The sequence below is a fragment of the Acidisoma sp. PAMC 29798 genome (assembly GCF_030252425.1).
In the GTDB taxonomy this organism is placed as follows: domain Bacteria; phylum Pseudomonadota; class Alphaproteobacteria; order Acetobacterales; family Acetobacteraceae; genus Acidisoma; species Acidisoma cladoniae.
The window spans coordinates 2733495-2756228 of sequence record NZ_CP126994.1; the positions used below are offsets into that span (position 1 = coordinate 2733495).

26 protein-coding genes are annotated in these 22734 nt (G+C 64.1%); 13 read left to right on the top strand and 13 right to left on the bottom strand.

What is annotated here, in order from left to right:
• Nucleotides 1-8 precede the first annotated feature (8 nt).
• From rplT to QP803_RS13250, 8 genes are all read right to left on the bottom strand, one after another.
• Nucleotides 9-401, bottom strand: a complete 393-nt coding sequence (gene rplT / locus QP803_RS13215) for a 50S ribosomal protein L20 (protein WP_284943936.1) — start codon at nucleotides 399-401, stop codon at nucleotides 9-11.
• A gap of 16 nt (nucleotides 402-417) precedes the next feature.
• A complete protein-coding gene (rpmI, locus tag QP803_RS13220) occupies nucleotides 418-621 on the bottom strand; it encodes a 50S ribosomal protein L35 (protein WP_284943937.1) in 204 nt (67 codons plus the stop codon).
• Between the two features lie 321 nt (nucleotides 622-942).
• Nucleotides 943-1473 carry a 3'(2'),5'-bisphosphate nucleotidase CysQ family protein gene (locus QP803_RS13225; RefSeq protein ID WP_350356027.1) on the bottom strand — a complete coding sequence of 177 codons (531 nt, stop codon included), beginning with the start codon at nucleotides 1471-1473 and terminating at the stop codon, nucleotides 943-945.
• Nucleotides 1380-1712 carry an inositol monophosphatase family protein gene (locus tag QP803_RS24045; RefSeq protein WP_350356028.1) on the bottom strand — a complete coding sequence of 111 codons (333 nt, stop codon included), beginning with the start codon at nucleotides 1710-1712 and terminating at the stop codon, nucleotides 1380-1382. Before QP803_RS24045 ends, QP803_RS13225 begins: the two co-directional genes overlap by 94 nt.
• Nucleotides 1709-3619, bottom strand: a complete 1911-nt coding sequence (gene cysN / locus QP803_RS13230) for a sulfate adenylyltransferase subunit CysN (protein ID WP_284943938.1) — start codon at nucleotides 3617-3619, stop codon at nucleotides 1709-1711. The genes QP803_RS24045 and cysN overlap by 4 nt, the downstream gene beginning before the upstream one ends.
• Nucleotides 3619-4749: a sulfate adenylyltransferase subunit CysD gene (cysD, locus tag QP803_RS13235; RefSeq protein WP_434082847.1), complete on the bottom strand. Its 1131-nt coding sequence runs from the start codon at nucleotides 4747-4749 to the stop codon at nucleotides 3619-3621. The genes cysN and cysD overlap by 1 nt, the downstream gene beginning before the upstream one ends.
• A 216-nt stretch (nucleotides 4750-4965) precedes the next feature.
• Nucleotides 4966-5274, bottom strand: a complete 309-nt coding sequence (locus QP803_RS13245) for a glycosyltransferase family 4 protein (protein ID WP_284943939.1) — start codon at nucleotides 5272-5274, stop codon at nucleotides 4966-4968.
• A 10-nt stretch (nucleotides 5275-5284) separates the two neighbouring features.
• A complete protein-coding gene (locus QP803_RS13250; RefSeq protein ID WP_284943940.1) occupies nucleotides 5285-5515 on the bottom strand; it encodes an RrF2 family transcriptional regulator in 231 nt (76 codons plus the stop codon).
• Between the two features lie 221 nt (nucleotides 5516-5736).
• Here QP803_RS13250 and QP803_RS13255 point away from each other — a divergent pair, with 221 nt between their 5' ends.
• From QP803_RS13255 to QP803_RS13275, 5 genes are all read left to right on the top strand, one after another.
• On the top strand, nucleotides 5737-6510 hold the full coding sequence (locus QP803_RS13255; RefSeq protein WP_284943941.1) for a sulfite exporter TauE/SafE family protein: 774 nt from the start codon (nucleotides 5737-5739) through the stop codon (nucleotides 6508-6510).
• Nucleotides 6511-6903: 393 nt separating this feature from the next.
• Entirely contained in the window at nucleotides 6904-8367 is a 1464-nt protein-coding gene (locus tag QP803_RS13260) for an AHH domain-containing protein (protein WP_284943942.1), read from the top strand.
• Nucleotides 8342-9079 (top strand): imm11 family protein, encoded by a 738-nt coding sequence (locus QP803_RS13265; protein ID WP_284943943.1) that lies wholly within the window; start codon nucleotides 8342-8344, stop codon nucleotides 9077-9079. Before QP803_RS13260 ends, QP803_RS13265 begins: the two co-directional genes overlap by 26 nt.
• A gap of 33 nt (nucleotides 9080-9112) precedes the next feature.
• Nucleotides 9113-9850 carry an imm11 family protein gene (locus tag QP803_RS13270; protein WP_284943944.1) on the top strand — a complete coding sequence of 246 codons (738 nt, stop codon included), beginning with the start codon at nucleotides 9113-9115 and terminating at the stop codon, nucleotides 9848-9850.
• Between the two features lie 33 nt (nucleotides 9851-9883).
• Nucleotides 9884-10621 carry an imm11 family protein gene (locus QP803_RS13275; RefSeq protein WP_284943945.1) on the top strand — a complete coding sequence of 246 codons (738 nt, stop codon included), beginning with the start codon at nucleotides 9884-9886 and terminating at the stop codon, nucleotides 10619-10621.
• 69 nt (nucleotides 10622-10690) lie between these two features.
• Here QP803_RS13275 and QP803_RS13280 read toward each other — a convergent pair whose 3' ends face one another.
• On the bottom strand, nucleotides 10691-11155 hold the full coding sequence (locus tag QP803_RS13280) for a DUF2147 domain-containing protein (RefSeq protein ID WP_284943946.1): 465 nt from the start codon (nucleotides 11153-11155) through the stop codon (nucleotides 10691-10693).
• Between the two features lie 78 nt (nucleotides 11156-11233).
• Here QP803_RS13280 and dapF point away from each other — a divergent pair, with 78 nt between their 5' ends.
• From dapF to pip, 6 genes are read left to right on the top strand one after another with little or no spacing between them, the layout of a single operon-like run.
• Nucleotides 11234-12070 carry a diaminopimelate epimerase gene (gene dapF / locus QP803_RS13285; RefSeq protein WP_284943947.1) on the top strand — a complete coding sequence of 279 codons (837 nt, stop codon included), beginning with the start codon at nucleotides 11234-11236 and terminating at the stop codon, nucleotides 12068-12070.
• Entirely contained in the window at nucleotides 12067-13296 is a 1230-nt protein-coding gene (gene mtaB / locus QP803_RS13290; protein WP_284943948.1) for a tRNA (N(6)-L-threonylcarbamoyladenosine(37)-C(2))-methylthiotransferase MtaB, read from the top strand. The genes dapF and mtaB overlap by 4 nt, the downstream gene beginning before the upstream one ends.
• A complete protein-coding gene (gene ftsY / locus QP803_RS13295; RefSeq protein ID WP_284943949.1) occupies nucleotides 13296-14222 on the top strand; it encodes a signal recognition particle-docking protein FtsY in 927 nt (308 codons plus the stop codon). The genes mtaB and ftsY overlap by 1 nt, the downstream gene beginning before the upstream one ends.
• Nucleotides 14215-14658 (top strand): acyl-CoA thioesterase, encoded by a 444-nt coding sequence (locus QP803_RS13300; protein ID WP_284943950.1) that lies wholly within the window; start codon nucleotides 14215-14217, stop codon nucleotides 14656-14658. The genes ftsY and QP803_RS13300 overlap by 8 nt, the downstream gene beginning before the upstream one ends.
• A gap of 29 nt (nucleotides 14659-14687) precedes the next feature.
• Nucleotides 14688-15875: a DegT/DnrJ/EryC1/StrS family aminotransferase gene (locus tag QP803_RS13305; RefSeq protein WP_284943951.1), complete on the top strand. Its 1188-nt coding sequence runs from the start codon at nucleotides 14688-14690 to the stop codon at nucleotides 15873-15875.
• A gap of 44 nt (nucleotides 15876-15919) precedes the next feature.
• Nucleotides 15920-16867, top strand: coding sequence for a prolyl aminopeptidase (pip, locus tag QP803_RS13310; RefSeq protein WP_284943952.1), 948 nt, complete (start codon nucleotides 15920-15922; stop codon nucleotides 16865-16867).
• A gap of 128 nt (nucleotides 16868-16995) precedes the next feature.
• Here the strand turns inward: pip and QP803_RS13315 are convergent, their stop codons facing one another.
• Together QP803_RS13315 and QP803_RS13320 are read right to left on the bottom strand one after the other, a co-directional pair.
• Nucleotides 16996-18087: a YihY/virulence factor BrkB family protein gene (locus tag QP803_RS13315; RefSeq protein ID WP_284943953.1), complete on the bottom strand. Its 1092-nt coding sequence runs from the start codon at nucleotides 18085-18087 to the stop codon at nucleotides 16996-16998.
• A gap of 8 nt (nucleotides 18088-18095) precedes the next feature.
• The gene (locus QP803_RS13320) at nucleotides 18096-18302 is read right to left on the bottom strand and encodes a hypothetical protein (protein ID WP_284943954.1); all 207 of its coding nucleotides are present in this window, start codon (nucleotides 18300-18302) and stop codon (nucleotides 18096-18098) included.
• Nucleotides 18303-18426: 124 nt separating this feature from the next.
• On the opposite strand from QP803_RS13320, the gene QP803_RS13325 reads away from it, so the two are divergent.
• Nucleotides 18427-19206: a class II aldolase/adducin family protein gene (locus QP803_RS13325; RefSeq protein WP_284943955.1), complete on the top strand. Its 780-nt coding sequence runs from the start codon at nucleotides 18427-18429 to the stop codon at nucleotides 19204-19206.
• A gap of 86 nt (nucleotides 19207-19292) precedes the next feature.
• On the opposite strand, the gene cysK is transcribed toward QP803_RS13325, so the two are convergent.
• Nucleotides 19293-20225 (bottom strand): cysteine synthase A, encoded by a 933-nt coding sequence (gene cysK, locus QP803_RS13330; RefSeq protein ID WP_284943956.1) that lies wholly within the window; start codon nucleotides 20223-20225, stop codon nucleotides 19293-19295.
• A 40-nt stretch (nucleotides 20226-20265) separates the two neighbouring features.
• The gene (gene cysE / locus QP803_RS13335) at nucleotides 20266-21129 is read right to left on the bottom strand and encodes a serine O-acetyltransferase (protein WP_434082849.1); all 864 of its coding nucleotides are present in this window, start codon (nucleotides 21127-21129) and stop codon (nucleotides 20266-20268) included.
• Nucleotides 21130-21284: 155 nt separating this feature from the next.
• On the opposite strand from cysE, the gene QP803_RS13340 reads away from it, so the two are divergent.
• Nucleotides 21285-22661, top strand: a complete 1377-nt coding sequence (locus tag QP803_RS13340) for a GGDEF domain-containing protein (protein WP_284943957.1) — start codon at nucleotides 21285-21287, stop codon at nucleotides 22659-22661.
• Nucleotides 22662-22734: the final 73 nt, after the last annotated feature.

A 22734-nucleotide genomic window follows, 5' to 3' on the forward strand; every position in this document is an offset into this window, starting at 1 on the left:
CCGGAACGTCAGATGGCGGCGGGTGTTGCCGCCTCGGCGGGCGCCGTATCGAGAACCGCACGAACCTGGCCGACGATGGCCGCGAAGGTCGAGGCGTCGTCGAAGGCGATGGCGGCCAGAACCTTGCGGTCCATCTCGATATTCGCCTGCTTCAGGCCGAAGATGAACTGGCTATAGGTCATGCCCTGCTCACGGACGGCGGCATTGATGCGCTGGATCCAGAGAGCCCGGAACTCGCGCTTCTTGTTGCGCCGATCGCGATAGGCATATTGCAGCGATTTCTCGAGACGCTCGAGCGCGATGCGGTAATTGGTGGAGGAGCGACCGACGAAGCCCTTCGACTGGTCGAGGACCTTCTTATGCCGGGCGTGGGTGGTTACGCCGCGTTTAACACGTGCCATCTATCTGTTCCTTCTCTCAGACCAGCCCGTACGGGGCCCACTGCTTGATCGTCTTCGCGTCCATTTCGGTCAGGGTCTGGGACCCACGATTGGTACGCTTCATCTTCTGAGAGCGGTTGATGAGGCCGTGGCGCTTGTTGCCGGGTCCGGCGAGGACCTTGCCGGTCGCGGTGATCTTGAACCGCTTCTTGACCGACGACTTCGTCTTCAACTTGGGCATTTCGACTCCTTACGAATGAACCTCCCCGGAGAACCGCGACGTGCGGGGCCGGCGAGTGTCGTGGCCAGGCATGCCCTTCAGGCCTGGCGCACAGACAAAACGAGGGGCGGGCTATAGCGAAGCCCTGCCGCCGCCGCAAGCGCGGGCTTGGGCGGCACTGCCATGCTGGTGGGGTGGCGGAGGCGGGAGATTGACGGGACGCGTGCTGCCCGGAATGTGCCTCAGGCAGGTGACGACCGAGGCGCCACTGCGCTCGAAAAACTGCTCGGGCTCAATGGTGGCGGAAAGGATGTAGGTGCGCACCTCGTGCAGGCGTGCGTCTTACGCCCCCGAGGCCACGAAATGCGGATTGCGATAATCCCGCTTGCCGTAGCGGATATCGGCACCTTCCAGGGTCTCGACCCGGCCACCCGCCGCGCGCAACACGGCGTGACCGGCGGCGATGTCCCACTCCATCGTGGTGCCCAGTCGTGGATAGAGATCGGCCTCGCCCTGCGCGATCAGGCAGAGTTTCAACGAGCTGCCGGCGGCGCGGAAAGCCGCCACTTTGCGATCGCGCAAATAGAGCGCCATGGCCGCCGCGTCACCGTGGGAGCGCGAACCCACGACCGTTGCACCGTCATCGGGCACCGGCCGCGTTGCGATAGCAACATCACCGTCCAGGCCAGACCACGCGGCGGTGCCGGGACCGCACCCGACATAGGTCTCACCCAAAGCCGGCGCCACGACCACACCCAGCACCGGTACACCCTGGTCGATCAAAGCGATATTGACGGTGAATTCGCCATTGCCGCTGATGAATTCCTTCGTACCGTCGAGGGGATCGACCAGCCAAAATCGACCGCCGGGCACCTCGGGGACAGGCCCTTTGACGCTTCCTCCTCAGAGACCACGGGTATGGCGGGTGTCAGGCGCTTCAGGGCGGGCAGGATGATGTCTTCCGCTGCTTGGTCCGCCGCCGTCACAGGGCTGCCGTCAGCCTTGGCGACCGCCTCCGCCGTTCCGTAATGCAGCAGGATCGCCCGGCCCGCCGCCTCCGCAAGCGGCCGCGCCACCGCCAGCAATGCGGGAAGGTCGAGGGCGGCGCTCATGCCGCATCACTGCGAAGCAGGCCGTGTGCGTCAAGCGCTGCCAGGATCAGATCGGCAGCCTCGTCCGGCGTCACGCTTGTGGTATCGATATGCACCTCCGCGTTCTCGGGCGCTTCATAAGGGCTGGAGATGCCGGTAAAGTTCTGGATCTCGCCGCGACGGGCCTTCTTGTAGAGGCCTTTGGGATCGCGCGTTTCCGCGACCGCCAATGGCGCATCGATAAAGACCTCCAGGAACTCGCCAACAGGCATCAGATCACGGGCCATCTGCCGCTCCGACCGGAAGGGTGAGATGAACGAGACCAGCACAATCAGCCCTGCTTCCGTCATCAGGCGCGCCACCTCACCCACCCTGCGGATATTTTCCACCCGGTCGGTATCCGTAAAGCCGAGGTCACGGTTCAGGCCATGACGCACATTGTCGCCGTCCAGCATGTAGCTGTGCTTGCCGAGGGCAAAAAGCCGCAGTTCGACGAGATTGGCGATGGTCGATTTACCGGCGCCGGAAAGGCCCGTGAACCACAGCACGCAAGCGCGCTGCGTCTTCTGCGTGGCGCGCGCAGCGCGGTCGATATCGACCGCCTGCCAATGGATGTTCTGCGCCCGGCGGAGTGCGAAATGGATCATCCCGGCAGCGACGGTTTCATTGGAGAAGCGGTCGATCAGGATGAAGCCGCCGATATCACGGCTGGTTGTATAGGCATCGAAGGCGATGGGCTGGCTGAGGCTGATGTTGCAGAGACCGATTTCGTTCATGGCGAGCTGCCGACTGGCGACTTGCTCCAGCGTATTGACGTTGATCTTATGCTTCAGCGTGGTGATCGAAGCCGTGACCGTCTTGGCGCCGAGCTTGAGAAGATAGCTTCGCCCCGGCTGCATGGCCGTCTCGTTCATCCAGACGATGGTGGTCTCGAACTGGTCGGAGACCTCGGTCGCATCCTCCGCACTGGCGAGGACATCGCCGCGGCTGCAGTCGATCTCATCGGCGAGCGTCACGGTTACGGATTGGCCGGCGACCGCGTGCGTGAGGTCACCATCGAGAATCACGCGCGCGACCCGGCTCTGCTTGCCGGAGGGCATGACCTTGATGAGATCGCCGGGCTTGACCATGCCGGAGGCGATGAAGCCGGAGAAGCCACGGAAATCCTGGTTGGGCCGATTGACCCATTGCACAGGCATGCGGAAGGGCGCGCCGGCGGGACGGGTCGCGATCTTCACCGTCTCAAGATAGGACATCAGATTCGGCCCCCTGTACCAGGGCATATTGCCGCTCGCCTCGGTGATATTGTCACCCGCCAGGGCGGAAATCGGGATCGGCTCGACATGCTCGATATTCAAGCCGCGCGCGAAGTCGGTGTAGTCGCTGAGGATGCGGTCGTAGACCTCACGGCTGTAGTTAACGAGGTCCATCTTGTTGATGGCAAGCACCACAGTGCGGATGCCGATGAGGGAGACGAGGTAGGAATGCCGCCGCGTCTGGGTCAGCACGCCGCGGCGCGCATCGATCAGGATGACGGCGAGATCGGCGGTCGAGGCGCCGGTGATCATATTGCGGGTATATTGTTCGTGGCCCGGCGTATCGGCCACGATGAACTTGCGTTTCTCGGTCGAGAAGAAGCGATAGGCGACGTCGATGGTGATGCCCTGCTCGCGTTCGGCCGCCAACCCATCCACGAGGAGGGCGAAATCCAGGCCCTGCCCTTGCGTGCCCATCTTCTTGGAATCGGCTTCCAGCGTCGCGAGCTGATCTTCGAAGATCATCTTGCTGTCATAGAGCAGGCGGCCGATCAGCGTCGATTTGCCGTCATCGACCGATCCGCAGGTGATGAAGCGGAGCAGGCTCTTGCTCTCATGCTGCTTGAGATAGGCGCCGATATCCGTGGCGATCAGGTCACTGACATGAGCCATCAGAAATACCCCTCCTGCTTCTTCTTTTCCATGCTGGCGGCGGCGTCATGGTCGATCGCGCGGCCCTGCCGCTCACTGGTCGTGGTCAGCAGCATTTCCTGGATGATCTCGGGCAGCGTCGTGGCGCCGCTCTCGACCGCGCCGGTCAGCGGATAGCACCCGAGGGTGCGAAAGCGGATCGTCTTGAGTTCGGGCGCCTGGCCGGCGGGCACCCGCATACGGTCGTCATCAACCATGATCATCATGCCGTTATGCATGACGACCGGGCGTGGCGCCGCGAAATACAGCGGCACGATGGGGATGCTTTCTTTGTAGATATATTGCCAGATATCGAGTTCGGTCCAATTCGACAGAGGAAAGATGCGGATGCTCTCACCCTTATTCTTGCGCGTATTATAAAGGTTCCAGAGTTCCGGGCGCTGCCGCTTTGGGTCCCAGCGGTGTTCGGCGGAGCGGAAGGAGAAGATGCGCTCTTTGGCGCGGCTCTTTTCCTCATCCCGGCGCGCGCCGCCGAAGGCCACGTCGAAGCCGTGGTAGTCCAGAGCTGCCTTCAAGGCTTCCGTCTTCATGATGTCGGTATAAGCACCGCCGTGATCGAAAGGATTGATGCCCCGCGCCACGCCGTCCTGATTGATCCACTCGATGAGCTCAAAGCCGAGTTCCGCCACGCGCCGATCGCGAAACGAGATCATCTCGCGGAATTTCCACGTGGTATTCACGTGCAGCAATGGAAAAGGCGGAATGCCCGGGGCGAAAGCCTTGGCGGCGAGATGCAGCATCACCGCGCTGTCCTTGCCGACGGAATACAGCATGACGGGCTTCTCGGCCTCGGCGGCGACTTCGCGCATGATATGAATGCTGTCCGCCTCAAGCCTCTGCAGATGGGTCAGATCCGCCGAAATATGAAAGGCGCCCTCGATCGCATTCGGCATTCTCGTCTCCCATAGGTCAGGCCTCAGATAGGCACGGGGAATGCCCGTGAACGCCTCGACCTTGAGCACAAGGTCGGCGGGTATCTCACGCTCACCGGTGACCCATTGGCTGATCGCGCCTTCGCTGCGGCCGACGGCCTCGGCGATATCTCGCTGGCGTTTACCACTTGCACGGAAGAGGCGCTTGAGATCAGGCATAAGGTATCTTTAGATAAACTAAAGTGATGTGCAAGAGGGTGTGTCGGCAACCAGGACGTGCACGCCCTCGGTCAATCCTGCGCCCTCGATGCCGATGCCTGTCGAGACGATCGGCAGGCCATGGGATAGGGCCGACATGACCTTGCCCTTGGCGCCTGCGCCGACCCGCAATTGACAGACAAAGACCCGCGTTGCATCGAAGACGTCGTCGAGGTTCTAGATCATACCGGTAATGATAATGCGGTCACTGGCGAGATCCTGAAGATCGAGAGTAGGGTTGGCACTGGCGATGATGAACCTGATCTCCGGCCGAACGGCCCAGATCAGCGGCAGAACCTCACGCACGAAATAGAAGACCGCATCGACATTTGGCGGATGTCGATATCTACCCAGAAAACAGATGTCGCGGCGCTGCTTGAACGAGACTTTTGTGCCAACGAGATCGACCATGAGAGGCCAGACGGTCACCGGTGCATCCGGCACCTCACCGGCCAGAATCTCCGCTTCGACCGTCGAGTGGGTCATCGTGCAGTCACTAGACCGGATTGTTTCCAGCTCCGTGATCCAGCTTGTGACCGCCGACCGGGCCGCGGCGGCTTTGGATCAGGCCATGATCGCGCAACTGCACCAGGATCGCTTCCAGGAACTTGCGCGGAATGACGGACTTTTCGGCGATGGTCTGAGCGCTCATCCAGCGGCCAGAGGGCGCTTCTTCGGCAAGGGCGAGGATCGCGCGAAGAGCGTATTTTGCTCTGCTGGACAGCATTTCGGAAACCTTGGATGATTGGCACGCGGGACGTCTGGTGGCCGCAGCCGCCCGATCCGTCAAGCAGGATGTGTCACGCGGGTATGGCGGTGACGTCCGTCGGACTGGGCGCTGTCTTTTGTGCCGAACTGTTCCACGTGAGTCATTTGGTGATCGATCAACTCCACTGCCCTCGCCGGTTGGCGCGGCATCAAGATCCCTCCCTAACCGATGAGTGGCCTATGACGCATCTCGCCTTCGCCTTCTCCGGCTTGATAGTGGGCCTTCTTGTGGGACTGACGGGCGTCGGAGCCGGTTCGCTCATGACACCGCTTCTGATCCTTCTGTTCGCGGTTCATCCGGCACGCGCCGTGGGCAGCGATCTTCTCTATGCCGCGACGACAAAGGTGTTCGCCGCCGGCATCCATGGCTTTCGCGGCAGTGTGGATTGGCGTGTCACGGGCCTTCTGGCGACGGGCAGTGTGCCGGCGACCATCCTGACGATCCTGTTCGCGGCAAGCACGCATTGGAAGAACGGTCATACTGGGGCACTCATCACCTCCGTCCTCGCGATCGTGCTTCTCGTCACCGCGCTGCTGCTGATTTTTCAATCTCAGGTGGTGCGCCTGGGCGCGCGGTTCATGGGCGAGCCCAGGCCGAGACGCACGATGGCCTTGACGATCCTGACCGGCGTCATCGTCGGCATCCTCGTCACCCTCACCTCCATCGGTGCAGGCGCGATCGGGGTGACAGCGCTGTTCGTGCTCTATCCGCGGTTGCCGGCGTCGCGGCTCATCGCTTCCGATATCGTCCATGCAGTGCCGCTAACCCTGATCGCGGGTGCCGGCCACTGGTGGCTGGGTGACGTCGATTTCGGTCTCGTCGGGTCGTTGCTGGTCGGGTCCATTCCCGGCGTCATCCTGGGCAGCCTGCTGTCCGTTCGGATGCCGGACCGCGCTCTGCGCCTGTGTCTGGCGGCGATCCTGACGATTGTCGGCATCCGCCTTCTGATGTGACGTCAGTCGGCACTCGCACGTCCGCGCCAATCGGCCAGGACATCGGTCAAGGTCTGCTCCCAAGCCATCTTTGGCGCCCAGCCAAGCCGCGCGCGAGCGGCCGTCGCATCGCCGATGGCGACTGGAATGTCGGTTGACCGCACCCGCGGTCTCGGTCTCGATCCGCGCGCTGATCTGCGATAGCGCGTGGGAGCCGAGCACCCGTGTCCCGCCGGAGCGACCCAGCTCGGTGGGAGTGTTTGAAGTTGCGTTGATCATCACCCAGCTCTCCTATCGTCAACCGCGCAGTTGATGCACCCGGGTAGGCCCGCCGGCCTACCCGGGTGCGCAACCATTTCATTGCATTTTAGAAACGTTTATGGTATATGACGCGTCCGACTGGAGGCGTGGCCAGTGTCAGACGAGCATTCTAAAGACCGCGTGTATGACTCCGACTATGTCGCCGACGAACTCCGCGTTCCCTTCGTCTTCATCCCCCGTGGTGCGCCGCGGCCCTTGGAATGGATGGCCGCCCACCCCGGCTGGGTGAAGTTTCCCGCGACCTTCGTGCCGCGCCGCGTGCAATCCACGACGCCGGCCCCGACAGCAGCGCCCCAGGCGACGGCGCCCGGGACCGATGGGGCGACGAGACCGGAAGCAGCGGTGCATGCCTCGACGGCATCGTCCAGATCGATGGCGCCGCCACCGCTGCCGCGGGGCTCACCTACCCTGGCGAGCGGATTGGCACCCGGTCGGCGGGAGCTGCTGCGGCCGCCGAACGACCGTCGCACCATCGATCCGGTCCAAGCCTACCGACTGGCCAATGCCTCCGACGCCATCGCTGCATTCCGCCGGATGGACGCGTTGTTTCCCCGCGCCCCCGGCGGTCGCGTTGATGAAGCGGGCCAAGGCGGCGGCCCCGCGATTGCACACGCCCCTACGGCCTCACACAAGACCACCGTCACAGGCATCGGTGGAACGACCGCGCCCGTCGGCGAGGCCACGCCTGCCCTTTCGGCAGCGGCCCTCGCGGGTATCGCCGCACCGATCGTCCCGTTGGTCGCCTGGGCTGCCGCGCTCGCGCTCCTGGCGAAAGCGGTCTGGCCGACGCCCCTGGACCCCGATGAGGACGCACGACTGAAAGAGGCGCTCAAGGAAAACGACCCGCACGGGCTGCATGGCGGCTTGGTGCCACCACCGCCGACGCCGACCCTCCCCGGTCTGGTGCCGCCGATAGGCGCCAAGACCAAGCCTGGCGAAGGTGGGTTCATCCCGCCGAAACCCGCACCGCCTGTGCCCGGCTTTACCCCCGCCCCGCCGCGACACCCAGTCCTGCCCGGCCGCGCGATCGAGGTGCAGAAGCCCACGGTCTTCTACAAGAACCGCAACAAGGGCCTTCCGCCAGGCGCGAAGACATATTCGAAGCGGGCGCGGGTCATCGCCCAGACGGTCAGTCCGGGGGTGACTCAGATCTTGAGTAAACATGAGTGGGACGCGCATCACCTGCTGAGCGCCGCCATCATGCACGACGAGGCTCAGCTCACCGCGGATCTGCTGGCCGCCGGCTTTCGCATGGATTCGCCGTCCAACATCGTAGCGGTGGCGCGCTCGTACGCGGCACAGCAAAAACTGAAGGCGGCCGGCATCCATAGCCCGTGGCATGGCCACGGTCATCCTGACCTGATCGAGACGACGAGGGTTAGCATCCAGAAAATAATGCGAGAGCTTCGGAGGCGAAATCTGAAACCCGGCACGGTGCCCTACCAACGTGCCCTGAAGCCGATGATCGATAACCTTCTTAAAGATCTTCGCGCTAAGGTCGGGAAAGTCGACACGTTGACGGAGAATGACGATGGCGCGTCCCTTGCCGATGCCTGACGTCGATGTCGCCCAGCCGGGCAACCCAGCGCCGCGATTTTGGCTTCTCAAGCAAGTCGGTCGAAGTGGGCTGAAATATCTGCGCTCGCTCATGCGCGACTCGACCCTCGGCCTGCAAAACTCGAGCACTGTGGGATTCGCGGAAATCCGCCTGGCAGAAAAGTCGAAGATCCTGAGCAGTGACGATATTCCTCTGCCGCCCCGCTTTCCGAAGCTGACACTGATATTGCCGGAAAAACGCTTCGCGCCCGATTTCTTCACGCAAGCCGACTACCAATTCTGTTCCGAAAAACTGCGGCTCCTGCTGGATCAGCCGGAGCATGTCGTTCAGTTCGTGCCGATCGATTTCTACGCGGGAGGAGACGAGGCGCGTGCCAAGAACTACACCTGCATGCGCGTCATCGCCAATCAACCGGCGGTGGATATCTATCGATCCGATTGCGACGTCGCGGAATTCATCAACCCGATCACCGGTGAACGTAGCGCAAATCCCCGCTTTCCAAACCGCTTCGCGCTGTTGGAAGGATTGGAGGCGCGGACGGAGGTCTTTCGCATCGATGAAAGCTCAACTCGCATACTGGTAACGGACGCGGTTGCCGAACGTGTCGTGCGTGGCCGCTGCACGGGCATCGAATTCGCCGACCCCGAGGACCTTCAGTACACCGACAAGCCCAAACGCTATCGTGGACCGAAAGGTGTGGTCGAGCGATAGGGATGAAAGTCGACACGTTGACGGAGAATGACCATGGCGCGCCTCTTGCCGATGCCTGACGTCAATGTCGCCCAGACGGACAACCCGATACCGCGATTTTGGCTTCTAGAGGAAACGGGTCGAAGTGGGCTGAAATATCTGCGCTCGCTCATGCGCGACTCGACCCTCGGCCTGCAAAACTCGAGCACTGTGGAATCCGCGGAAATCCGCCTGGCAGAAAAGTCGAAGATCCTGAGCAGTGACGATATTCCTCTGCCACCCCGCTTTCCGAAGCTGACACTGATATTGCCGGAAAAACGCTTCGCGCCCGATTTCTTCACGCAAGCCGACTACCAATTCTGTTCCGAAAAACTGCGGAACCTGCTGGATCAGCCGGAGCATGTCGTTCAGTTCGTGCCGATCAACTTCTTCGCGGGAGGAGATGAGGCGCGTGCCAAGAACTACACCTGCATGCGCGTCATCGCCAATCAACCGGCGGTGGATATCTATCGATCCGATTGCGACGTCGCGGAATTCATCAACCCGATCACCGGTGAACGTAGCGCAAATCCCCGCTTTCCAAACCGCTTCGCGCTGTTGGAAGGATTGGAGGCGCGGACGGAGGTCTTTCGCATCGACGAAAGCTCAACTCGCATACTGGTAACGGACGCGGTTGCCGAACGTGTCGTGCGCGGTCGCTGCACGGGCATCGAATTTGCCGACCCCGAGGACCTTCAGTACACCGACAAGCCCAAACGCTATCGTGGACCGAAGGGTGTCGTCGAGCGATAGAGCTGAAATTCGACACGTTGACGGAGAATGACAATGGCGAGTCCCTTGCCGATGCCTGACGTCGATGCCGCCCAGCCGGGCAACCCAGCGCCGCGATTTTGGCTTCTCAAGCAAGTCGGTCGAAGTGGGCTGAAATATCTGCGCTCGCTCATGCGCGACTCGACCCTCGGCCTGCAAAACTCGAGCACTGTGGGATTCGCGGAAATCCGCCTGGCAGAAAAGTCGAAGATCCTGAGCAGTGACGATATTCCTCTGCCGCCCCGCTTTCCGAAGCTGACACTGATATTGCCGGAGAAGCGCTTCGCGCCCGATTTCTTCACGCAAGCCGGCTACCAATTCTGTTCCGAAAAACTGCGGCTCCTGCTGGATCAGCCGGAGCATGTCGTTCAGTTCGTGCCGATCAACTTCTTCGCGGGAGGAGACGAGGCGCGTGCCAAGAACTACACCTGCATGCGCGTCATTGCCCGGCAACCGGCGGTGGATATCTATCGATCAGATTGCGACGTCGAAGAATTCGTCAATCCTATCACCGGTGAACGCAGCGCAGATCAGGGCTTTCCAAACCGCTTCGCGCTGTTGGAAGGATTGGAGGCGCGGACGGAGGTCTTTCGCATCGATGAAAATTCCACATTCACACTGGTGACGGACGCGGTTGCCGAACGTGTCGTGCGTGGCCGCTGCACGGGCATCGAATTTGCCGACCCCGAGGACCTTCAGTACACCGACAAACCCAAACGCTATCGTGGACCGAAGGGTGTCGTCGAGCGATAGGTCGTCACATGGGCGATAGTCCGTGACAGGCGTCGTGCCAGGATGGCGGAATACGCTGCGTCGTCGCTCTTACTCCGGCATCCGCTGCCACATCTGCGACCGGCCCATCATCGCAATGCCAATGAAGCCGCGCACGATCAGCGTCTCGCCATCCGGCCCGACATGGATGCGGCAATGATAGACCGAGCCATCCTCGGGGTTGAGGATGGTGCCGCCGTCCCAACGCGCCCCATCCGGCTTGAGGTCGCGGATGATCTCCAACCCCACCACCGGCTTGCCCGCGCGGTCCCCGGCGCAATCGACGCAATGCTTGTCGGCGTAAATCGGGTCGAGCACCGCCGTGACCGTGCCATACAGCATGCCGTTCCGCTCGGTGATGCGCACCAAGGCGCGGGGCTTGTTGGTCTTGTCGTCGATCGTCCGCCACAACCCGAGGGGCGAACCGTTCCGCGCCTGCGCCACCAGCGGCGCACCCAGCCCGGCCAGCAGCACGAAGCCGCCCAGGAAACCCGCCATCCAATTCCGTCGCAGCATAAGATTTCCCCTCAAGGCATTGGAGGCTCACGGCAATCGCTCTTTCGGCCGCGTCCGCAGGCACCTATAACCGCCCGCATGGAGATTGCCTTCATCAAGATGCATGGCGCTGGGAACGATTTCGTCGTGCTGGACGGGCGCGCGATCCCGCTCGACCTGACTGTGGACCGCATTCGCCACCTCGCCGACCGGCGGCTGGGCATCGGGTGCGACCAGCTCATCAGCTTGGAACCAGCCGGGCCGGGTGCGGATGTCTTCATGCGCATCCACAACCCCGACGGGTCTGAATCCGGCACCTGCGGCAATGCCACCCGCTGCGTCGCCAGCCTGGTCGGGCGTGAGCGCGGTACCCAAAGCCTCACCATCCGTACCATCGCTGGCGACCTGCCCTCGACCCTGCTCGCCGACGGCCGCGTCACGGTCGATCTCGGCGCGGCCCGGCTTGATTGGGCCGAAGTGCCGCTGGCCCATGCTATGGATACGCTGCACCTGCCGCTGGAGGGCGATCCCGCCGCCTGCTCCATGGGCAATCCGCATGCGACCTTCTTCGTGGATAGCCTCGACGGTCTCGACATCACGACACGCGGGCCCCGCTTTCAGGCCGACGCGTTGTTCCCACACGGCGCCAATATCGGCTTCGCGCAGATCCTGGCGCCCGGCCGCATTCGCCTGCGCGTGTTCGAGCGCGGTGCCGGACTCACGCTCGCCTGCGGCTCCGGCGCCTGCGCAACCCTGGTGAACGCGGCGCGGCGCGGCCTCACCGGCCGCCAGGCGCGCCTCATCCTCGACGGCGGCGAACTCGACATCTTATGGCGCGACGACGGGCATGTGCTCATGACCGGCCCAGTCGCGACCAGCTTCCGGGGGACCATCGATCTCGGCGCAGTCGCCAGCCGTGTCAGCCGCGCCGCGTGACGGTCGAGGTTCTGAGCTTCGGCTGCCGGCTGAACACCTATGAGGGTGAGGTCATGCGTGGCCATGCCCAGACGGCGGGGCTGACCAAAACCGTCATCGTCAATACCTGCGCCGTCACGGCCGAGGCCGAGCGGCAGGCGCGCCAGACCATCCGCCGCATCGGGCGCGAACAGCCGGACGCCACCATCGTCGTCACCGGCTGCGCCGCGCAGATCGATCCCGCCGCCTGGGGCGCGCTGCCCGGCGTTGCCCGCGTGCTCGGCAATGTCGAAAAGCTGGATGCCGCCCATTGGGTCGCGGGCGCCCCTTCGGCAGTGTCGGATATCATGACCGCAACCGAGACGGCCGCGCATCTGGTCACGGAATTCGCCGGCCGCGCGCGGGCCTTCGTGCAGGTGCAGCAGGGCTGCGACCACCGCTGCACCTTCTGCGTCATTCCCTTCGGGCGCGGCCCCAGCCGCAGCGTGCCGATGGGCGCCATCCTGGCGCAGTGCCGCTCCCTGATCGGCTCCGGTTACCGCGAAATCGTGCTGACCGGCGTCGATATCACCAGCTATGGCAGCGACCTGCCGGGCCAGCCGCCCCTCGGCCAGATGGTACGGCGCCTGCTGGCCCTGCTGCCGGAGCTTGCGCGCCTGCGCCTATCCTCCCTAGACCCCTGCGAAATCGACGCGGATCTCTGGGCACTGATCGCCGAAGAGCCGCGGCTGATGCCGCATCTGCATCTGTCGATCCAAGCAGGCTCGGACCTCATTCTCAAGCGCATGAAGCGCCGCCACCTGCGCGCCGATGTGATCGCCGTGGCCCGCCGCGCCCGCGATCTGCGGCCGGGCATCGCCTTCGGCGCCGATCTCATCGCGGGCTTCCCGACCGAGACGGAGGAGGCTTTCGCCGAAACCCTGGCGCTGGTCGAGGACGCGGATCTGACCATGCTGCATGTCTTCCCCTATTCCGAACGCGCCGGCACGCCGGCGGCACGGATGCCCTCCGTGCCCAAGGCCCTGCGGAAGGAACGGGCCGGACGCCTGCGCGCTGCCGGCACCCGCGCCGCCGCGCGTTTCGACGAGACGCGCCTCGGCCAGACCGTGCATGTGTTGGCCGAGACCGAGACGCGCGGCCATTGCGAGCATTTCCGCCCCGTGCGTCTGGCGCATGCGGCGGTGCCCGGCGCGATCGTGACGGCGACCGTGACGGGCGCAGACGCCCTCGGCCTGATCGCCGCCTGATGGCGCTGTCCGGTTTCTTCTCCCGGCTGAAAGAGGGGCTGTCACGCTCCACCCAAAAGCTCAGTTCCGGCATCACCGCCGTCTTCACCAAGCGCAAGCTGGATGACGCCGCGCTCGACGAGTTGGAGGAGTTGCTGATCGGCGCCGATCTCGGCCCCGCCGCCGCCAAGCGCGTCATCGCCGCCTTCCGCCGCACCCGCTTTGGGGACGATGTGACGGATGAGGAGATCAAGACGGCGCTGGCGACCGAGATCACCACCATCCTCGACCCCGTGGCGAAGCCGCTGGTGATCGATCGCGGCCATGCCCCGCATGTCGTGCTGGTGGTCGGCGTGAATGGCACTGGCAAGACCACGACGATCGGCAAATTCGCGCAATTCTACCGCGAGCAGGGATTTCGCCCGATGCTGGTGGCGGGCGACACCTTCCGCGCCGCCGCTGTGGAGCAGTTGCAGATCTGGGGGGAGCGCACCGGCGCGCCCGTGGTCTCCGGCAAGCCCGAGACGGATGCCGCCGGCCTCGCCTTCACGGCGCTGGAACGCGCGAAACGGGAGGGGATCGACCTGCTGCTGATCGATACCGCCGGGCGGCTGCATAACAAGACCGCCCTGATGGACGAATTGGCGAAGATCATTCGCGTCATCCGCAAGCTCGACCCCACGGCGCCCCATTCAGTGCTGTTGGTGCTGGATGCGACAACCGGCCAAAACGCCCTCAATCAGGTCGAAGTCTTCCAGGATCTCGTCAATGTCGATGGGCTGATCGTCACCAAGCTCGATGGTTCGGCGCGTGGCGGTGTGGTCGTGGCCCTGGCCGAGGAATTCGGCCTGCCCGTGCATGCCGTGGGTGTGGGCGAACAGGCCGGCGACCTGCGCCCCTTCATCGCCGCTGAATTCGCGCGCGGGTTGGTCGGCGCGAATGTCTGATACGGATCTGGCATTACGCGCTGCCTACCGCGTCTGGGGGCAGGAGACGGTGCGCTACTCCGACACCGACGCCATGGGCCATGTCAATAACGTCGCCTATGCCGCCTTCCTCGAAACCGGCCGGACCACGCTGGTGCGCGCCTGCGGCTTGCCGGTCGGCCATAGCGCCACCTCCGTCGTGCTGGCGCGGGTGGAAATCGATTATCTGTTAGAGGTGTATTGGCCCGCGACGCTGGATATTGGCATCGCGGTCACGGGCCTCGGCCGTAGCTCCATCACGATGGTGCAGGGGCTGTTCCTGGGCGACCTCTGCGTCGCCCGTGGGCGGGAGGTTCTGGTGCTGATGGATACGCAAACCCGCCGCTCCACCCCCCTGCCCGACGACGTGCGCGCGACCATCCTGCGTGTGGCAGGTATGGGTGAGGAAACTTCCTAAAGTCGCGCCCAGGCCATAGAAAGGCTGACATGAGCCTGACGAAAACCGCCTCCCCGCCCGCCACCGTGGCCGCAGCCACGGTTCCTTTCCTCGATCTTCGTGCGCAACAGGCGCGTATCGGCACGGAGATGCGCCGGCGGATCGACACCGTACTCGGCCATTGCCAGTTCGTGCTGGGGCCAGAGGTTCTGGAATTGGAAACGGAACTCGCGCGGCGCGCCGGCGCCGCCCATTGCGTCTCGGTCAGTTCCGGCACGGACGCCTTGCTCATCGCCATGATGGCCGAGGATATCGGCCCGGGGGATGCGGTGTTCCTGCCCGCCTTCACCTATACCGCGACGGCCGAAGTGCCGCTGCTGCTGCGCGCCACGCCCGTTTTCGTCGATATCGATCCCGACACCTTCCAGATGGACGTCGTGGATCTCGACGCGAAGGTCGCGGCCGTCCTGGCCGCCGGCAAACTGCGCCCGCGTGCCGTGATCGGCGTCGACCTGTTCGGCCAGCCTGCCGATTGGGATGCGATCAATAACGTCGCGGATCGCCACGGCTTGGTCACCATCGATGACTGCGCCCAGGCCTTCGGCGCCTCGCTCCAGGGTCGGCCTCTGGGGAGCCAGGCGCATTCCACAGCGATCAGCTTCTTCCCGTCCAAAGCGCTTGGCGCTTATGGCGACGGTGGCGCGCTATTCACCCAATCCGCCGAGCGCGCCGCGCTCTATCGCAGCCTGCGCACCCATGGCGAGGGCAAGATGCGCTACGACGTCCAGCGCATCGGCATCAATGGCCGGCTGGACACGCTGCAGGCGGCCGTTCTGCTCGCCAAGCTCACGGTGTTCGATGAGGAGTTGGCGGCGCGGGATCGCGTCGCCCGCCATTACGACAGCCGCCTCGGCAACCTGTTGCAAACGCCGGTGCGGGTGCCGCACAGCACCTCCGCCTGGGCGGTCTATGCCGTGCTATTGCCGACCGAGGCGGCCCGCGCGCGGGTGCAGGCCGCATGTCAGGCAGCCGGCGTCTCCACCGCCGTCTATTATCCCAAGCCGCTGCATCACCAGCCGGCCTATGCCCCGCATCATGACGGCAGCCGTCTGCCGGTTTCCGAGGCAGTGGCAACGCGCATCATGGCCTTGCCGATCCACCCCGACCTCACGGCGGCGCAGGTCGATCAGGTCTGTGACGCCGTGGCGGCCGCCCTCGCTGCAACAGCCCTCACCTAGACGGGGGCGCTGCGATGCCGAAGGAAACCCAAAAGGAGACCGTTGTGTCGCGGCGCGATCTACACCCCGACATCGCCCCCTACGGCTCGGGCTATCTGGCGCGCTCGGCTGGCCATTCAATGTATTGGGAACAGGCGGGCAATCCGCGCGGCCTGCCGGTGCTGTTCCTGCACGGCGGCCCCGGCGCGGGCGCAGGCGCCGTGCATCGCCGCTTCTTCGATCCGCAGGTTTGGCGCGCCGTATTGTTCGATCAACGCGGTGCCGGACGGTCGCGTCCGCTCGGTGGATTGGATGATAACACAACGTCTTTTCTGATCGAGGATATCGAAGCCCTGCGCTCGCAGCTTGGTATCGAGCAATGGGTGCTGTTCGGCGGTTCCTGGGGCTCGACCCTCGCCATCGCCTATGCGCAGGCGCATCCCGAGCGGGTGCGCGCCTGCGTGTTGCGCGGCATCTTCCTGGGCCGCGATACCGAAGTGGATTGGTTCCTGCACGGTGTGCGCGCGGTATTTCCCGATGCGCATGACCAGTTCATCGGCTTTCTGCCGGCGGCCGAGCGCGGTGACATTCTCCGCGCCTATCGTGCGCGGCTGAACGACCCGGATCCGCGCGTGCATGGTCCGGCGGCACGCGCATGGTCAGTGTTCGAGGGATCATGCAGCACATTGCTGCCGCATCCCGACACGGTCACGACTTTCGCGCGGGACCGTGCAGCCCTCGGCCTCGCCCGGATCGAGGCGCATTATTTTGAGCACAAGCTGTATCTGCCGCCCGAGGGCCTGCTGCATTCCATGGATCGCATCGGGCATATTCCGGCCGAGATCGTGCAGGGCCGTTACGACATGGTATGCCCGCCGCAGAGTGCGTTTGAACTCGCGGCCCGCTGGCCGGAGGCGCGGCTGACGGTGGTGCCGGATGCCGGGCATTCGGCCTTGGAGCCAGGCACGCGCGTGGCGCTGCTCGCGGCGCTGGAGCGGTTCAGCGCGGTGTGAGTGTTTGAGGTTGAGCTGATCGTCACCCAACTCTCGTATCGTCATCCCCGGGCGCTTGACCCGGGGATGACGATAATTAGAAGGTCGTCGCTTCAAAACCTGCGACCCCGTAACGTGTGATCGCCTGCTCAGGCCACCCGATCCGCCATCGTGGCACCCCGCGTGCCAAGCGGCTTGTCCGGCCCCTCGGTCGTGTCGCGCGCCGTCTGATGTTCCATCTCCGAGTTCAATTCGGCACCGATCAGGATCACCGCTGAGGAAATCCACAGCCAGGTCATGAAGCCGATGACCGCGCCGAGCGTACCGTAGGTCTTGTTGTAATTGCCGAAGTTCTGCACGTAGTACGAAAACGCGAGCGAGGCGATCAGCCAGCCGATGGTGGCGACGGCACTGCCCCAGGTCACCCAGCGCCAGCGTGCCGGCCTGCGGCAAGGGCCGTAGCGATACAGCAGGCTGAGAAACAAACCGAGCATGATCAGTAAGGCCGGCCAGCGCGCGAGCTTGAGAAGAAGTTTCGTGATGCCTTCAAGGCCCACGTAATTCAATACGGCCGGCAAGACCACCACGCCGGCCGTCGCCACGATCAGAAACACGATAGTGCTGAGCGTGAAGGCCAGGGACAGCAAGGTTCGCCGCACGAAGCTGCGCGTCTCCTTTTCCTTGTAGACGATGTTGAGGGCGTCGAACAAAGCCTTCACACCGGCATTGGCACTCCAGAGCGAGGTCGCGAGGCCGATCACCAATCCGATGCCCAGCGCCTTACCCGGGCTCGACGCAAGAGACTTCAATTGGCCGGTGATGATGTCCATCCCACCGCCGGGCACCACGCCCTGAAGCGACGCCGCGCTGTCGGACAAGGTCTTGGGATCGGCGATCAAACCATAGAGGGACACGAGCGTCGCCATCGCGGGAAACAGCGCGAGCAGGCCGTAGAAAGTGACCGCCGCCGCCTGGGCGAGGACGTTGTCGTCATTGATCTCGTTGTAGACGCGCTTGAGGATCTGCCACCAGCCGCGCTTGGGAATGTCGGTCGGCGACCGCGCCGCGCGGCCCTGACCGCCGGCTGCGGCAATCGCCGCTTCGGCCGCGGGGTCGGCGGGTTCGCCATGCACCGCGATAGTCTTGGGGGCGCCGACGCCTTTCAACCAGAGACTGACAAGAACCGTGAGGCCGGCCGCGGCTGAGGCATTGACGGCACGGCCGCCGATACGGGAGATCACGATGGGTCCTAGCTGCCTGGGGTCGTGCCGACACCGCCGCTCGGGCCGCCCTGGGTTCCGGCGCCGGCGGCGCCACCCTGCGCCTCCGTCCCGTAACCACCGACTGACCCGGCCGAGGCCGGGCCCTCATTGGAGGACCCCATCATGCCGCAACCGCCCAGCGCGAGCGCGAAAGCGCCGGCCAATGCCAATGAAAGGGTTGCCTTGAAGGTCATGTCCCGGCTCCGCTAGAATGTCGCTGTCGAACCGCGATTTCGGGTCGTCAGCGCGGATTGCTAGGGGCAGTCATGCCTTTGTGTGAGGGCTCCCCTTGGGAGTGCCGTTGAGAAGGAGACTGACATGGACGTCAATACCGTGGTCCCACCCGCGCCGCCGAGCATCGACCACATCCAATCGGAACAGGACGTGCGCGAGGATCTCGCCGCCGCCTATCGGTTGATCGCGCATTTTGGCATGCAGGACACGGTCTATACCCATCTTTCGGTGCGCCTGCCGGGCGGCGGCAACCGCTTCCTGGTCAATCCCTATGGACTGTTGTTCGAGGAAATCACGGCGAGTTCCCTGGTCGAGGTCGATGCCTTCGGCGAACCTGCCCAGGCGACCGCCTGGCCGGTCAATCCGGCCGGTTTCGTCATTCATTCGGCGCTGCATATGGGCCGCGCGGACGCCCATTGCGTCATGCACACCCACACCTTGGCCGGCATGACAGTCGCGGCCCAGCAGGGCGGCTTGCTGCCGCTCAATCAGATCAGCATGGAGTTCCTGGGCCAGGTCGCGCTGCATGAATACGAGGGCGTCGCGGATGACGACAACCTGAGTGAGCGCGAGCGGCTGCTACGGGATTTCGGCGACAGCAAGCATTGCATGATTCTGCGCAACCACGGCTTGCTGACCATCGGCCATACGGTGGCCGAGGCCTTCTACTGGATGTATTATATGGAGCAGGCCTGCCGCATTCAGGTCGCGGCGCAATCCACCGGCGCGCCGCTGAGCCTTCCGTCGGAAGCGGTGCAGCAGCGCACCATGGCGCAGATGGAGCCCTCGCTGAACAAGGGTTGGCTCGTCTGGCAGGCGATGCGGCGCAAGATGGACCGCGAACAGCCCGACTATCGGAACTAATCTTCGCGGAATTGGCGGATAGCGCTACGCTCATCCGCCCTACGTGACGTCGTAGGGTGGATAAGCGTAGCGCAATCCACCATCAATCAATCCACGAGATCGGCGTAAAGCGGCGTGCTGAGATAGCGCTCACCGTAGGATGCGATGATCGTCACGATCAGCTTGCCCGCGCTCTCCGGCCGGTTCGCGACCTGAACGGCCGCCCAAAGCGCAGCGCCGGAGGAAATGCCCACCAGCAGCCCTTCCTCCCGCGTGACCCGGCGCGCCGTGTCGAAAGCGTCCTGGTTCTTGACGCGCATGACCTCGTCATACACGTCGGTGTCCAGAATGGCGGGCACAAAGCCCGCGCCGATGCCCTGCAAGGGATGCGGCCCCTTGGTGCCGCCGGACAGCACCGGTGATGCATCAGGCTCGACCGCGACGACCTGCATGCCCGGCTTGCGGGCCTTCAAAACTTCGCCGACGCCGGTGATCGTGCCGCCGGTGCCGATGCCGGCGACCAGGACATCGATCTGCCCATCGGTATCGTTCCAGATCTCCTCAGCCGTCGTGCGGCGATGGATTTCGGGGTTCGCCGCATTCTTGAACTGCTGCGGCATATAGTAGTGGGGGCCCGAGGCCGCGATCTGCTCGGCGCGCGCGATGGCGCCACCCATGCCTTCGCTGCCCGGCGTCAGGATCAGTTCTGCCCCATAGGCGCGCAGCAGAATGCGACGCTCCTTACTCATCGTCTCCGGCATCGTCAGGATGCAGCGATAGCCGCGCGCGGCGCAGACCATGGCCAGCGCGATGCCGGTATTGCCGCTGGTCGGCTCTACGATGACCGAATCAGGCCCGATCAGCCCGGCCTTTTCGGCGGCATCGATCATCGAGACGCCGATCCGGTCCTTCACGCTATGGCCCGGATTGAAATATTCAAGCTTGGCGACGATCCGGCCGGGGGCGCCCGGCGCCAGCCGTCTGATAGCGACCAGCGGGGTATTGCCCACGAGGGCGGTCACGTCATTCGCGATTTTCATTGTTCTTGTCCTGAACTCTCGGGGCTTCTTGGCAGTCGTGTCAGATAGTCCAGTCGAAGGACTCATAGGCGAGCGAGGCTAAAATCTCGTCCGGCGTCTCACCGGTGCCTTCAAGAGCGATCTTGCGCACCAGCTTGGCCGGCACGCCCGCGACCACCGCATTGGCGGGCACGGAGCGCAAGACGACCGATCCGGCGGCGATGCGGGCATTCTCACCCACTTCGATATTCCCGAGCACCTTGGCGCCTGCGCCGATCATCGCACCGCGCCGCACCTTGGGGTGACGGTCGCCAGCCTCCTTGCCGGTGCCGCCCAGCGTCACGTCCTGGAGCAGTGACACGTCATCCTCGATCACCGCCGTCTCGCCCACCACCAGGCCCGTCGCATGGTCGAGGAAGATGCCCTTGCCGAAGCGGGCGGCTGGATGGATATCGGTCTGGAAGACCTCGGACGAGCGGCTTTGCAGATACAGCGCGAAGTCCCGCTCTCCACTGGTCCAGAGCCAATGGGTCACACGCTGCGCCTGGATGGCATGGAAGCCCTTGAAATACAGAAAGGGCTCAATGAAGCGCTCGCAGGCCGGATCCCGCTCATAGACCGCATTGATGTCGGCCCTGAGGGCGATGCCGATGGTGGCATCATGCGACAGCGCGCGATGGAAGGCCTGCACAATGAGCGGCAGGGACACGACATCGTTCTTGAGGCGGGAGGCGACGCGGTGGCAGACGGCGGCCTCGAAGGACGGCTGGTTGATGATGGAATCGAAGAACAGCGTCGCGAGGGCGGGCGCTTCGGCATAGGCGTCCTCCGCCTCCTGGCGAAGCCTGGCCCAGAGCGGATCGGCACATTCTTCGGGCCTTGGACGCGGAACGATCGCGAGGTGACCCAGGGTCGTGCAGCTCAAAGCGTCTCTCCTCCGGCTTGCGGCAGGCGATCACAGGCGGGAAACCCTTATACGCGATCCAGCGGGGCCGCCAATTCACCTTGCCGTCGCGTCAGCCGCCTCCGCCACGCGGGTCAGCGTTTGCCGAGTCTCCGGCCGTCGGGTTAGGAGCAGATATGCGAGATGGTTTTGGTGGCGCATTGGCTGGACGGAGGCATCGCCGCATCTTCGGCGTCGTCGCCGTCGCGCTATGCCTGTTGGGGCTGCTGGCCTTTACCCATGCGGGCTTGCCACTGCCGCATCTGCCCGCCTTCTTGCCGGCCTATTCAAGCGCGGTGATCGTGACCGATCTCATCACCGCCTCTTTGCTGTTTTCCCATGCGCCCCTCTCAGGGCGGCGCGGCCTGATCTGGATCGGCGGGGCGTATCTCTTTTCGGGCACCATCGCGATTGCGCAAATGTTGGTCTTTCCTGGTGTCTGGTCGGTCACAGGGTTTTTCGGAGCAGGACCGCAGAGCGCCGTGTGGCTCTGGGTCTGTTGGCACGGCGGATTTCCGCTCCTCGTTCTGATATCGGCTGTGATCGAAGCCTGGTGGAAGGCGCCCGCCGCGTCCGCCTCCACCGCGCCGTCTTTAATCATGACGGGCTGCGTGTTGTGCCTGGTGGTCGCGCTGACTGTTCTGGTGACGCAATTCCAGACCTGGCTGCCGAACCTGATCACCAACGGTCACTACCTCAACCTGACGCATTCGGTGCCCGGTATCCTGGTACCCCTGATCAACGTCGCGGCCCTGGTGGCAGTGCTGCTCGGGACGCGGCGCGGATCGGTACTCGACCTCGGCCTCACCATCGCCGTGCTCGCCTCCTTGATCGATGCCGTGCTGACACTGCGCGCCGGGGCGCGGTTCTCGCTCGGCTGGTACGTCGCACGGGCGGCAACCACGGTCACCGCGTTTTCCGTCCTCGCGGTCTACTTGCGCGAAATCACTGCACTCCATGCCCGCGTCATCAGGCTGAATACGCAACTCGCCGAGCAGGCAATGATGGACGTCATTACCGGCCTTTTCAATCGCCGCCATTTCAACACGCAGCTTGATCTCACCTTGCGGAATGCCGCGCAGCGCCGCCTATCGACGAGCCTGCTGCTGATCGATATCGATCATTTCAAGCGCTACAACGACCAGTACGGCCACCTCGCGGGGGACGTGTGCCTGCACCAGGTCGGCCAGGCGATCGGCCGCGCCCTGCGCCGTACCGATGACGTCGCGACCCGCTATGGCGGCGAGGAATTCGCGGTGATCCTGCCTGCGACGGGGATCGCGGACGCCACCGCCATTGCCCATCGTATCCTGGCGGCGGTGCTCGCGCTGCGGATCGAGCATGCCGCCAGCCTGTCGGCGGCGATCGTGACGGTGAGCATCGGCGTCGGCACGGTGCCGCCCGGCACCTCGCTTGAGGACATCATCCGCCGCGCGGACCGCGCCTTGTATGCCGCGAAGGACGCCGGCCGGAACCAGGTCAACGCCGAGATGGACGTCGCGTTGGCGGGGTGAGAGCATCCCCGTACGGCGGATAACGCTTCGCTCATCTGCTCTACAGGACAACGGCGGCGACGTCGTAGGGTGG

Coding starts and splice junctions, on each gene's coding strand:
- rplT (WP_284943936.1), bottom strand. CDS start 401: ATGGCACGTGTTAAACGCGGCGTAACCACCCACGCCCGGCATAAGAAG.
- rpmI (WP_284943937.1), bottom strand. CDS start 621: ATGCCCAAGTTGAAGACGAAGTCGTCGGTCAAGAAGCGGTTCAAGATC.
- QP803_RS24045 (WP_350356028.1), bottom strand. CDS start 1,712: ATGAGCGCCGCCCTCGACCTTCCCGCATTGCTGGCGGTGGCGCGGCCG.
- cysN (WP_284943938.1), bottom strand. CDS start 3,619: ATGGCTCATGTCAGTGACCTGATCGCCACGGATATCGGCGCCTATCTC.
- cysD (WP_434082847.1), bottom strand. CDS start 4,749: ATGCCTGATCTCAAGCGCCTCTTCCGTGCAAGTGGTAAACGCCAGCGA.
- QP803_RS13245 (WP_284943939.1), bottom strand. CDS start 5,274: ATGACCCACTCGACGGTCGAAGCGGAGATTCTGGCCGGTGAGGTGCCG.
- QP803_RS13250 (WP_284943940.1), bottom strand. CDS start 5,515: ATGCTGTCCAGCAGAGCAAAATACGCTCTTCGCGCGATCCTCGCCCTT.
- QP803_RS13255 (WP_284943941.1), top strand. CDS start 5,737: ATGACGCATCTCGCCTTCGCCTTCTCCGGCTTGATAGTGGGCCTTCTT.
- QP803_RS13265 (WP_284943943.1), top strand. CDS start 8,342: ATGGCGCGTCCCTTGCCGATGCCTGACGTCGATGTCGCCCAGCCGGGC.
- QP803_RS13270 (WP_284943944.1), top strand. CDS start 9,113: ATGGCGCGCCTCTTGCCGATGCCTGACGTCAATGTCGCCCAGACGGAC.
- QP803_RS13275 (WP_284943945.1), top strand. CDS start 9,884: ATGGCGAGTCCCTTGCCGATGCCTGACGTCGATGCCGCCCAGCCGGGC.
- QP803_RS13280 (WP_284943946.1), bottom strand. CDS start 11,155: ATGCTGCGACGGAATTGGATGGCGGGTTTCCTGGGCGGCTTCGTGCTG.
- dapF (WP_284943947.1), top strand. CDS start 11,234: ATGGAGATTGCCTTCATCAAGATGCATGGCGCTGGGAACGATTTCGTC.
- ftsY (WP_284943949.1), top strand. CDS start 13,296: ATGGCGCTGTCCGGTTTCTTCTCCCGGCTGAAAGAGGGGCTGTCACGC.
- QP803_RS13300 (WP_284943950.1), top strand. CDS start 14,215: ATGTCTGATACGGATCTGGCATTACGCGCTGCCTACCGCGTCTGGGGG.
- QP803_RS13305 (WP_284943951.1), top strand. CDS start 14,688: ATGAGCCTGACGAAAACCGCCTCCCCGCCCGCCACCGTGGCCGCAGCC.
- QP803_RS13320 (WP_284943954.1), bottom strand. CDS start 18,302: ATGACCTTCAAGGCAACCCTTTCATTGGCATTGGCCGGCGCTTTCGCG.
- QP803_RS13325 (WP_284943955.1), top strand. CDS start 18,427: ATGGACGTCAATACCGTGGTCCCACCCGCGCCGCCGAGCATCGACCAC.
- cysK (WP_284943956.1), bottom strand. CDS start 20,225: ATGAAAATCGCGAATGACGTGACCGCCCTCGTGGGCAATACCCCGCTG.
- QP803_RS13340 (WP_284943957.1), top strand. CDS start 21,285: ATGCGAGATGGTTTTGGTGGCGCATTGGCTGGACGGAGGCATCGCCGC.